Annotated in this window: 8 protein-coding genes and 1 pseudogene; 8 read left to right on the forward strand and 1 reads right to left on the reverse strand. The window is 34.5% G+C overall.

The window, feature by feature from the left end:
• The 8 genes from ACEWK1_RS25790 to ACEWK1_RS25825 form a co-directional block, all read left to right on the forward strand.
• The coding region (locus ACEWK1_RS25790; protein ID WP_416636786.1) for a response regulator transcription factor at positions 1–380 on the forward strand (380 nt) is incomplete at its 5' end.
• Position 381: 1 nt separating this feature from the next.
• The gene (locus tag ACEWK1_RS25795) at positions 382–1428 is read left to right on the forward strand and encodes a HEAT repeat domain-containing protein (RefSeq protein WP_212137710.1); all 1047 of its coding nucleotides are present in this window, start codon (positions 382–384) and stop codon (positions 1426–1428) included.
• Positions 1429–1474: 46 nt separating this feature from the next.
• Positions 1475–2827: a glycosyltransferase family 2 protein gene (locus ACEWK1_RS25800; RefSeq protein WP_232273895.1), complete on the forward strand. Its 1353-nt coding sequence runs from the start codon at positions 1475–1477 to the stop codon at positions 2825–2827.
• Positions 2820–6080: a hypothetical protein gene (locus tag ACEWK1_RS25805; RefSeq protein ID WP_212137715.1), complete on the forward strand. Its 3261-nt coding sequence runs from the start codon at positions 2820–2822 to the stop codon at positions 6078–6080. The genes ACEWK1_RS25800 and ACEWK1_RS25805 overlap by 8 nt, the downstream gene beginning before the upstream one ends.
• An 81-nt stretch (positions 6081–6161) precedes the next feature.
• Positions 6162–6527 carry a response regulator transcription factor gene (locus ACEWK1_RS25810; RefSeq protein WP_121663248.1) on the forward strand — a complete coding sequence of 122 codons (366 nt, stop codon included), beginning with the start codon at positions 6162–6164 and terminating at the stop codon, positions 6525–6527.
• Positions 6514–9405: an ATP-binding protein gene (locus ACEWK1_RS25815; protein WP_212137717.1), complete on the forward strand. Its 2892-nt coding sequence runs from the start codon at positions 6514–6516 to the stop codon at positions 9403–9405. Before ACEWK1_RS25810 ends, ACEWK1_RS25815 begins: the two co-directional genes overlap by 14 nt.
• A gap of 629 nt (positions 9406–10034) precedes the next feature.
• The gene (locus ACEWK1_RS25820; RefSeq protein WP_121663246.1) at positions 10035–10433 is read left to right on the forward strand and encodes a secondary thiamine-phosphate synthase enzyme YjbQ; all 399 of its coding nucleotides are present in this window, start codon (positions 10035–10037) and stop codon (positions 10431–10433) included.
• A gap of 122 nt (positions 10434–10555) precedes the next feature.
• Positions 10556–10801 (forward strand): DUF2651 family protein, encoded by a 246-nt coding sequence (locus ACEWK1_RS25825; RefSeq protein ID WP_121663245.1) that lies wholly within the window; start codon positions 10556–10558, stop codon positions 10799–10801.
• A gap of 49 nt (positions 10802–10850) precedes the next feature.
• Here ACEWK1_RS25825 and ACEWK1_RS25830 read toward each other — a convergent pair.
• Positions 10851–11206: pseudogene (locus ACEWK1_RS25830) on the reverse strand (protein-glutamine gamma-glutamyltransferase); the annotation flags it as partial.

The following is an 11206-nucleotide window of genomic DNA, read 5'->3' on the forward strand; positions in this document are numbered from 1 at the left end:
TTGATGATGACCCAATTATTCGTACAATGCTTGAGGACTTAATCAGTAAAAGTAAGTTTACAGATGGATTTACACTTGATATTAAAACCTTTAAAGATGGTATGGAGTTTATGGAAGCAGGGTGGCATCTTAACAACAAAGATCCGTATTTACTCATACTTGATGGCATGATGCCGAGAATGGATGGATTGGAAGTATTACAGAAATTAAGAAGTCTTCAATATCAGGAAAGATTTACAGTGATGATGCTTACATCCCGAAAAAGTGAACATGACATCTCTAGAGCCTTACAGCTTGGGGCCGATGATTATATAACAAAGCCGTTTAAATTATTAGAGCTTGAAACCCGATTAGGTCACTTAATTAAGAGGATGAAGTAATATGCTTGAGATAAGTTTAGTAGTGCTTTTTATTTTATTTCTGACAATGTTTTTTATCTTAATTAGTTTGTTTACGTATTTGCTTTTTATAAAGCATTTTCATAATCAAAAAAGGAAAAAAATTGACGATCTTAAAGAAACATATCGCTTAGATATGTTTCATTTTCTACAATCGGGTGAAGAAGGGAGTTTACAACCTGATAAAACAGAAGAAAAATTTATCGCCCTAATTGAATTGCTTAATGAATATTCTAATGTACTTGATAGTGAGGATGTAAAAGGAAAAATAAGCGAATTTGCAAATAAACACTTAACAAATTATATGAAAAGTGAACTAAAGCAGCGGAGATGGAGCCTAAGAATGAATGCTCTATACTCTGTTGAGGATTTTTATATGAATCACTTAGTAGGTGAGCTACATAAATTATATGTTAAAAAAAATGTAACACGTACTGAAAAATTTCAGATGTTAAATCTTTTTGCTAAATTTCATGATGATCAGATTGTTTATTATTTAAAGAATGTTGATCCAGCTATTTCAAATTTCACGCTATTATCTATTTTATCTCTCTTGAAAGAAGAGCAATTTAATGAACTAGCAGATGACTTTGGGGCATTATCAAAACAAATGCAATACATGATGATTGAAACGATCGGAAAAAAGCAATATTTACATCATATTAACCTAATTCAAAAATTACTTGAAAATAGTAATGAAGAGTTAAGAATTAGAGCTTTAAAGGCATTTGCTAACACAGGGGCACCAATAGACGAAGCTATATTAAGTAAGTTCTTTGAGTCAACAAGCTGGCAAGTTCGAATGATGGCGGCAAAAGTTGCTGGTGTTAGAAGACTAAGTCCATTTAAAGACCGGCTAGTTTCATTATTATCTGATCGTGAATATGTTGTTCGTTCTGAGGCAGCCAAAGCAATTTTACAGTTTAAGGGTGGGGTAGATCTATTACGAAAAGTCGTATCAGAATCCAATGATGGTTTTGCAAAGGATATGGCCCTTGAATGGCTTGGAAAGGAGGGCGTTGAATATTAATTGGTCTAGTTTTTTGGTAGTTGGTAGTTGGTTTATCTTTATCTACATGATCATCATTATTGTTGTGTATGGAGCAATGCTTGTTATTTCCCTACTCAATATACGTAAAAATTATGAGTTAGATGAGGTCGAACCTTATGAAGAATTGCTACAATCTGAATTTACAAAGCCTGTCTCCATTCTTGTCCCTGCCTACAATGAATCTGCGGGTATTTATGGGAGTATTCGCTCCTTAATAAGTATTGAGTACCCTGAATATGAAATTATTATTATTAACGACGGTTCAAAAGACGATACTCTTGAAAAGCTAATAGATCGTTTTAATATGGTGAAAATCAATCGAGTAATTAGAAAACAGTTGAATACAAAAGAAGTCAAAGGCGTTTACCAATCTACAATTTATCCTTATATGTATGTCATCGATAAGGAAAATGGGGGAAAAGCAGATGCGTTAAACGCAGGAATTAATCTTTCAAAATATCCTTATTTTTGCTCCTTAGATGGCGATTCCATTATTGAAAGAAATGCTTTCTTGAAGGTGTTGAAGCCAATTATTGAATCAGATGACGAGGTCATAGCCTCAGGTGGTAGTGTTAGAATCGCTAATGGTTGTGAAATACAGAATGGTGAGCTTACAAAGATAGATCTTCCAAAGAAACCACTTGTCGTTATGCAAATTGTTGAGTATTTACGAGCGTTTTTAACCGGTAGAGTAGGGTTAAGTGAAAATAATTTATTGCTCATCGTATCAGGTGCATTTGGCGTTTTTTCAAAGAAGTGGGTTATTGAAGCAGGTGGCTATGCTCACACTGTTGGAGAGGATATGGAACTTGTAGTTAGACTTCATCGATTAATTAAAGAAAAGAAAGCAAACAAAAAGATTATCTATGTACCTGACCCGGTTTGTTGGACTGAGGCTCCGGAATCCATAAAATATTTAAGACGTCAAAGAAAAAGATGGCACAAAGGCTTATTCGATAGTTTATGGAAGCATCGAAAATTAATGTTTAATCCAAAGTACGGTTCAATAGGCATGTTTTCTATGCCATATTTCTTTTTTGTTGAGTTTTTAGGTCCGTTCATTGAATTAATAGGATACATAATCCTAATACTTTCTATTTTTGCAGGAAGTATCTATTTAGAATATGCTATTATCTTCTTTCTACTCTCATTAATATACGGTTCTATCTATTCTATGGCTTCAGTTTTATTAGAGGAATGGAGTATGGAAAGATATCCTAAAGTGAAGCATTTTGTGATCTTATTTCTTGTATCTATAACAGAAACGTTTTGGTATCGCCCTTTAACAGTTATTTGGAGAGTAGAGGGAATGCTTGAAATGCTTATAGGGAAAAAAGGCTGGGGAGAAATGGTTAGAAAAGGTGTGTCAAATGAATAAAAAAAATGTACTGATTATCACAGGACTATTTTTACTACTTGTTTTATTCTCGTCTCCTTTTTGGTTATGGCAATTAAAAGCAAGTGAAAATGTTAATGTATTGATTATTGATAAAACGGTACCTGATCAATCTTATAGGGAACATAAAGGGTTAGTTTGGTTACTGAATCACTTGAAATTGATTAAGGATGGCGGTGATGGATACAATTCACAAAATGATTATGTTGGATTTGTGCCAAGTAATGAGCCACCTAAATTTGATACGAGAGAACTTCCGGACGATTTATCTCCTTACGATGTGTTGTATTTAGCTGATGGATACGGTGTGTATAAAGATGAATATCTTGAGGGGAATCAAGAAGGGAATCGTTCAGAGTTATTGTACGGTGGGATGACAATTGAAGAGGTTAGAGCATTATCTGCGTCTCTTATTGAAAATGAGCAAACACTTATTGCTGAATTTAATACGTTTGGATCCCCAACGGAAGAGAAGGTTCGTCAGGAGTTTTATAACCTGTTAAACATAGATTGGACTGGCTGGATGGGGCGGTATTTTAATGAATTGAGCAATGCTGAAGTGCCTGGTTGGGTGAAAAAGAACTATGAAGCCCAATATGGAAAACCTTTTAAATATACGGGAAACGGTTTTGTTTTTGTAAACGAAGAAGATCAAGTGGTTGTTTTGACGAACAAAGATACATCTGATGACCATGCCTTATTTACACTTACAGATGAAGGTTTGTCTAACTTTGATATGGATAGAACCATTCAATATAACTATTGGTTTGATATAGTAAATGCGCGTAGTAAGGAAGAGGTTCAAGCTACGTTTGATTTACCATTAACACAAAGTGGCCAACAAAAGTTAAAGGAATTTAATATACCAACAAAATTTCCAGCTGTTATTCACCATAATAATCAAATGTATGATAGCTATTATTTTGCAGGTGATTTTGTTGATCAGGAGAAAGTACCAAGTATTTATCAAATGAGTGGTTTGTCGATGTGGCAAAAGCTGTTTTCTTTTGAGCAAAAGGGAAGAACAGATACATTCTTTTGGAAGGCTTACGTACCAATGATGACGACCATTTTAACAGAAAAAGAGAAAGCAGCTGTTAGTCAAAATGCAAAAGTTGAACCAGAGGTTTTGACGAAAGAAGGAATGAAACTAACTGGTGCTGCTTCTAACGACTACCTACAAGTTTATAAAAACGGTGCCTGGGAAGATGTCCTAATTAAAGGTGTGAATATGGGGATCGCCAAACCGGGGACCTTCCCTGGAGAAACAGGCATAACAAAACAAGAATATACAAGATGGTTTGATCAGATAAGTGAAATGAATGCTAATGCTTTACGTGTTTATACAATACATCCACCAGCCTTTTATCAGGCATTATATGAGCATAACATTAGCCGTGAAGATCCTCTTTATCTCTTTCACGGTGTATGGGTAAATGAAGATGTGTTTTTTGATGAAGAAGCAGGAAGAACGGCCTATGATCCGGAAGTAATGGATGATTTTAAGGCGGAAATTCAGCGAACAGTCGATATTATTCATGGAAATGCTGACATTGAAGAAAGAACAGGTCATGCTAGTGGAAAATATGTTCATGATCTATCTCCGTATCTTCTAGGGTGGATTATTGGAGTTGAGTGGGATCCTGATAGTGTAATTAGAACAAATGAAAAATATCCTACTAAATCTAGTTATAACGGAAAGTATATGATGACTGAAAATGCCTCTCCATTTGAAGTGTGGCTCGCTGAAATGATGGATTATACAGCATCATATGAAGCGGAAAACTATCAATGGCAGCATCCAATGAGTTTTGCAAACTGGGTGACAACTGATTTGCTTACACATCCTGCTGAGCCTGATGAGGATGAAGATAAGGTATCCATTAATCCAAATAAAATAAAAGCTAAGGACGAGTTTTATTCGGGTTTGTTTGCCTCTTATCATATTTACCCTTATTATCCTGAATTTCTAAATTATGAGGAGAAATATGTTAACTTTATTGATCATCGTGGGGAAAAGAATAACTATGCTGGATATTTAAATGATATGAGACAATATCATGACATGCCAGTGGTGGTTGCTGAGTATGGAATTCCAGCTTCACGAGGGTTATCTCATGAAAATGTCCATGGCTTTGACCAAGGACATCATTCTGAACAAGAACAAGGTCAATTTCTATCGAGTCTATATGAAGATATTGTTGAACAAAATATGGCAGGAGGACTTGTTTTCTCATGGCAGGATGAGTGGTTTAAACGAACATGGAACACGATGGAATATGATAATCCAGATCGTCGACCATATTGGGATAATATTCAAACGAATGAGCAGCATTTTGGACTGTTAAGCTTTGAGCCTGATACGCAAGAAACACAGCTACAAATTGATGGTGACACTTCTGATTGGAAGGCTAGAAATGCAGAACCGGTTGCTCAGAGTAATGAAGAAGAGGCAATTAAAAATGTTTTCATGTCTAGTGATGAACGAGGTTTATTCATAAGAATTGATTATGATCAAACAAAATGGAATCCAGAAGAATATAGTACGTCGATTTTGTTAAATACGATAAAAAACCAAGGGCAATCGACCATCCCTAATGTGAAACGTGTTAATGAAGAAGGTATAGATTTTGTTGTAGAGATAAATGGTGAGGATCAATCAAGAGTGCTAGTTGATAGCTACTATGATACATTCTATTATCAATATGGAAAAGTGCTTAATATGATTGAAACAAAAGATTATGCGAATAAAAAAAATAATGGAATCTATCACCCAATACGCTTAACACTTAACAAAGAATTGACGATAAATAAAGAAGAAGGACAAATGACCGTTCCTTTTTCATCATATGAGACAGGAAAATTAACATATGGTGTAGGCAACTCACAAAAGGAGAACTCAACTTCCCTTGCGGATTTTTATATAAAGGATGGAACTTTAGAACTTCGTCTTCCTTGGTTAATGATTAATGTGAAAGATCCAAGTCAAAAAGAAATTATGGGCGATGTATGGTCAGAAAAAGGAATAGCTAGCTCTGAAATAATCCAATCTCTTTTTGCGAAGGTTGTTGTCACAAATAAAGATCAGGAACCTGTACAGATGGTACCTTCTTTAGAAGGTGATTGGATCCAATATTCTTGGGATAATTGGGATGAACCAACATATCATGAGCGCTTGAAGAAGTCTTACAATTATCTGCAGGAAACATTTAAAAAAATCAATATTAACGAATAATCAAAAATGAAAATCTCAGACCTGTGAAATTTCTACAGGTCTGAGATTTTTAAAAGAAAGCGATGTAGGGAGTTAAATAATATGTCAAAAATATTACTTGCAGAAGATGAAGAAGTATTGCGAATGCTCGTTGTTGATACTCTTGAAGATGAAGGGTATTCAATTGATGAGGCTTGTGATGGGCAAGAGGCGTATGATCTCATTAAGCAGAATGAGTATGATTTAATTCTGCTAGATTATATGATGCCTGTTTATACCGGTTTAGAATTAATTGAATTGATACGAAAGGAAAACATACAAACAAAAATCATGATGCTAAGTGCAAAGAGTCAGGCAACTGACCAGCAAAAGGTACTTGAAGCGGGAGCTAATTATTTTATGTCAAAGCCTTTTAGCCCAATACAGCTTGTTGAAAGAATTGAGGAGATATTAGGTGAAGCTCGATAAATATTTAAAAACAAGTTTGGCTAGACAATATGGTGTTTTGACTTTCACAATTATTTTTGTCTTTAGCCTTTTAGTAGCGGCTTTGATGATTTATGAAAACTCCATTTTGGATAACTTTGATAAAGAAAGTAGAAAATTGGAAGTAAAAGAAACAATTGTATCAGACCTAGATTACTCTTTTAATTTAGCCATTTCAGAAATGAGAGCCTATTTCGCTTATAAAGGTGAACAAACTTATTATAATAAGGTTCAAGAACAAAGGGATATAGTTGATGAAAAAATATCAGAACTAGAAAATGTTGCTGATACAGAAGAAGATGTACTATTTATCCAACAAACAAAGGACTTTTACGACTATTATTTTGAAGATGTAATACCTCGCTCTAAGAGTCTATATGATAATAATCAGCCAGAAGAAGTTTATCAAATAGCTGTAAACCAAAATGGTTCAGATACGATTCGAACCTATCAAAATAATATTAAAAAATATACAGATAATCTTGAAGGTCTCCTTACTATTCTGAAAGATGAGCAAAGAAAAAAAATTACAATTAATCAAATATTGTTTGGTGTATTCCTATTATTATTAGTTATTGGTATGGTTGTTTTTGTTCGAAAAATGCTGAACAATATCGGTGCTCCCTTAAATAAGCTAACCCTTGCTGCAGGTCAGATAACAGATGGGGAACCTATTTTATTTACTGATTCGTCCAATAGACAAGATGAATTAGGGCTTCTCTCTTCTGCATTTGAGAAAATGACAAAGAGTATACAAGATAAGGAACAAGACCTGAGTGCACAAAATGAGGAGTTACTTGCTCAGCAGGATGAATTGCAAGCACAGCAGACAGAGCTTGAAGAAGCTTTAGAGGTTGCTCAGAATAGAGAGATGGATCTTAAGAGACGAAATGATCTTGTAAAAGGTATTGCAAATACGCTAGATAAACAAAGAGTATTGGATAGTATTGTGCAAACAATGTGCGAGGTAATAGGGGCTGATAAAGGAATTGTTGTTGTGATGAATCGCACATATCAACATGCTAGTATTGGTCTCTCATCAAAAGGTGTAGAGAAGTTTATTCATAACATAAATTCTGGTGAGATTGAGAAGTTAAAGGAGCTTAGAAAACCTTATACAATAAAACGAGAGTGTGATGAGGAAGAAACAGGATTCCATCTTGTTAAATCCTATTGTTACGACCTGTATATGCCTGTGCTATCATCTTCAGGTGAGATAGAGGCTATTATGGTCTACTCCAGATATTCTACATCCTACAAAGAGGATGAATTAGTAGAATATGATGGACTTAGCAAACAGATTGCAATTTCTCTAGATAAAATTCATATTTTTGAACAATCTGAGGAAGAACGCTTATTAACACAAGATATTTTAGATACAATTAATGAAGGAATTCAACTTATTGATGTAAAGGGTAAAGTGATACAGGTTAATCAAAAAATATGTGATATTATTGAATGTCACCGAGATACTCTTGTTGAAGATTCATATGAAAAATGGCTTTCTAAGCTAGCAAATTCGGTTGAAAATAAACAAGAATTAAAACAATTTTTTGATTCAATTCTCATAGACGGTAAAACAGATCAGTCTTCTTTTATCTATCATCAACATAGTCCTACTAATCGTGTGGTTCAAGTATATTGTGAACCGCTGACTAGAGCAGGTGAAAAATTTGGAACAGTTATTGTCCACCGTGATATCACTAAGGAATATGAAGTTGATGTGATGAAGTCTGAGTTTGTTAGCACGGTAAGCCATGAACTTAGAACACCTCTAGCAAGTGTTCTTGGCTTTACAGAACTTATGCTGAATAAGGAGTTAAAGCCTGAACGACAAAGAAAATATTTAACAACCATTTACCAAGAAGCGAAGCGATTGACAGCTTTAATTAATGATTTCTTGGATGTTCAACGAATGGAAGCCGGAAAACAAACTTATGACAAAAAGTACGATGATCTCGTTCCACTTATCATGAATATTGTTGAAACCTATCAAGTGAATAATCCTTCTCACATGATACATTGTGATATTCAGACAAGTAATACGATGGTATTAGGAGATAAAGATAAGATTGGCCAAGTATTTAATAATCTGATAAGCAATGCGATTAAATATTCTCCAGATGGAGGAGACATCTTTATCAATGTATTTGAAGAAGGACCTAATTTAAACGTTTCTGTAAAAGATCAAGGTCTTGGTATTCCAGAAGATGCGATTCATAAATTGTTCACAAAATTTTATCGAGTAGATAATTCTGATAGAAGAAGAATCGGTGGAACAGGACTAGGTTTAGCTATTGTAAAAGAAATCATGAAAGCCCATGAAGGTGATGTTTTCGTACAATCTGTATTAAAAGAAGGTAGTACTTTTACTGTTAGCTTCCCATTAGTTATTGGGGGAAATCTTAAAGTTGATAAGCCTCATGAACCGGAAAACAAAGGCAAAGTGAATGTCATTATTGTTGAAGATGATAACAGTCTTGCAAATCTTCTTCAAACAGAATTAGAGGAAAGTCATTTTTATGTAAAAATCTACAGCAACGGGGAAGAGGCATTAGCAGCAATAAAAGAAGAAAAGCCCGATGCTATTGTCCTTGATATCATGTTAGAGGAAAAAGGGCTTGATGGTTGGGATATTATTAAGGAATTAAAAGCAATAGATGAATTTAAGTCAATTCCAATCTTTATTTCAACGGCTCTAGATGAAAAAGAAAAGGGCTTGGCTCTTGGAGCTAACGAATACCTAATTAAACCTTATCAACCAAGCAAACTGTCAAAGTTGATTCTTCAGACCTTGCTCAAAAAGGACTGGAGTGGTCAAATCCTCATTCCTAGCGAAAATGGAGATTACAATAAATAAATGAAAAAACTAGTCTATAAATTAACGGATTCGGTTTCCTAATACAAAAACTAAATTAGCACACCAAGAAGCAGTCCTATTCGCAACTGAATAAGACTGCTTCTTTTTTGTTGATTTATATGGGTTTATTAAATGGACGGTAAATATGCTCTGAATTTCAAACCACTTTTAACATGGAGACATAAAGTTTTGTCTGCAAGAAATTCTCATTGGTATTCAATTTGGTGAGCTAAAAATGATATGTAACTACCAGGGGGATGTCTGAGTGACGGATTAATTGAGTAACCGATAGTTTCAATAAGCGGAGTTCTTCCGGTTAAACTGAAGAATAGAACTCGGTTGAGGAATATAAGCGGAGTTTTTCCGGATAAGTAAAGTAAAATGGTCCATTTTCATCTTTTTCGATTAAATAGGCGGAATCTTTCCGTCTATTTAATCTATTTTTTGTGCTATTTCCTCAATAAGAGGAGTTTCTCTGCTTATTTTAGTAGCTTATTTCCTGGCAATTCTTGAAGAGTTGAAAATCACTTTTATGAGTGCTTATCTTGGTGTAAAAATGATTGGAATGTTTAAGAGACTGCTTTAAACGGTATATACTAGTGTTAATAGCTATAGAAAGGAGACTGTTTATGTTAAAGAAACACACGCTAGAAACTCATAAACGGGATGAAATGATTGAAGTCACTCATTTAGTTCAATCTTTCATAAATGATCAGAATATGGACGAGGGTGCGGTTTTGGTATATTGTCCACATACAACTGCTGGCATTACGATCAATGAAAATGCCGACCCTGATGTTAAAACTGATATGTTGCGACGCTTTGATGAAGTTTACCCATGGAAGCTTGTCAAAGATTTACACGGAGAAGGTAACACGGCAGCACATATGAAAGCGAGCACTGTTGGCAGCTCGCAAACAATAATCGTTACAAATGGAAGATTATTACTAGGAACATGGCAAGGAATTTACTTCTGTGAATTTGATGGCCCAAGACAACGTGATGTTTATTTTAAGATCATTAGATAAGTGTGAAAGTTTAATGAAATATGTTGGTTGTGGAAATAATAAGCTCCACCCTAAAATGGTTTCTTTTATTTGTTTTATGGTAAAATGAGAAAACATAAAGCACATACCGTTTGAGGTGAAGTATGGAATTTCAGCTTATCTTTTTGGTTTTCCCAGTCATCGTACTTATCATTTCAATAGTTGGTTACATTGTGACGAAAAAAACCTATGTTACACCAGCCATTTTATTTGTCCTCTTTACCTTTTTAATGCTCCTTCTATTCAATGAATCCTTTTTCATTTGGGTGCTACTATACACACTACTTTCTGTTATTGTGACAATGATTATGTACTTATTCGATAGAATAAAAAGGAAGAGAACTGAATAAATGTAAATAAAAGGCAATCGGTCGTTCCCGATTGCCTTTTATTATTAGATTAATGATAAAAAGTGGCACTGCCTAATTTACTAACGATTGTTTTTGAAGCAAGAAAAGTTGGAATCTGAGCTCTAGTATTAGAGAATTGATAAAGATACCGGTTATCTAATCTGGTAACTTGTGATAGAAGATACGCAGACTCCGTTGCATAAGCTTTTCTTCTCTTATTTAAGGATTCAATGATTCCATCTGCTGTTTTTATTCCGATACCATGACCGAAATAAAGGTCATTACCTAAATCAATTACATTTTCTCCTCGCCATTGTGGCGTTTTGGGATTAAATTGAGGATTATCAAAATACAAGCAATCTCCTGGTAAGTAATCATTTCCCCGTCTCGTATAAATTGGCAAAT

The sequence above is a fragment of the Metabacillus sp. YM-086 genome (genome assembly GCF_048059995.1).
GTDB lineage: Bacteria > Bacillota > Bacilli > Bacillales > Bacillaceae > Metabacillus > Metabacillus litoralis_B.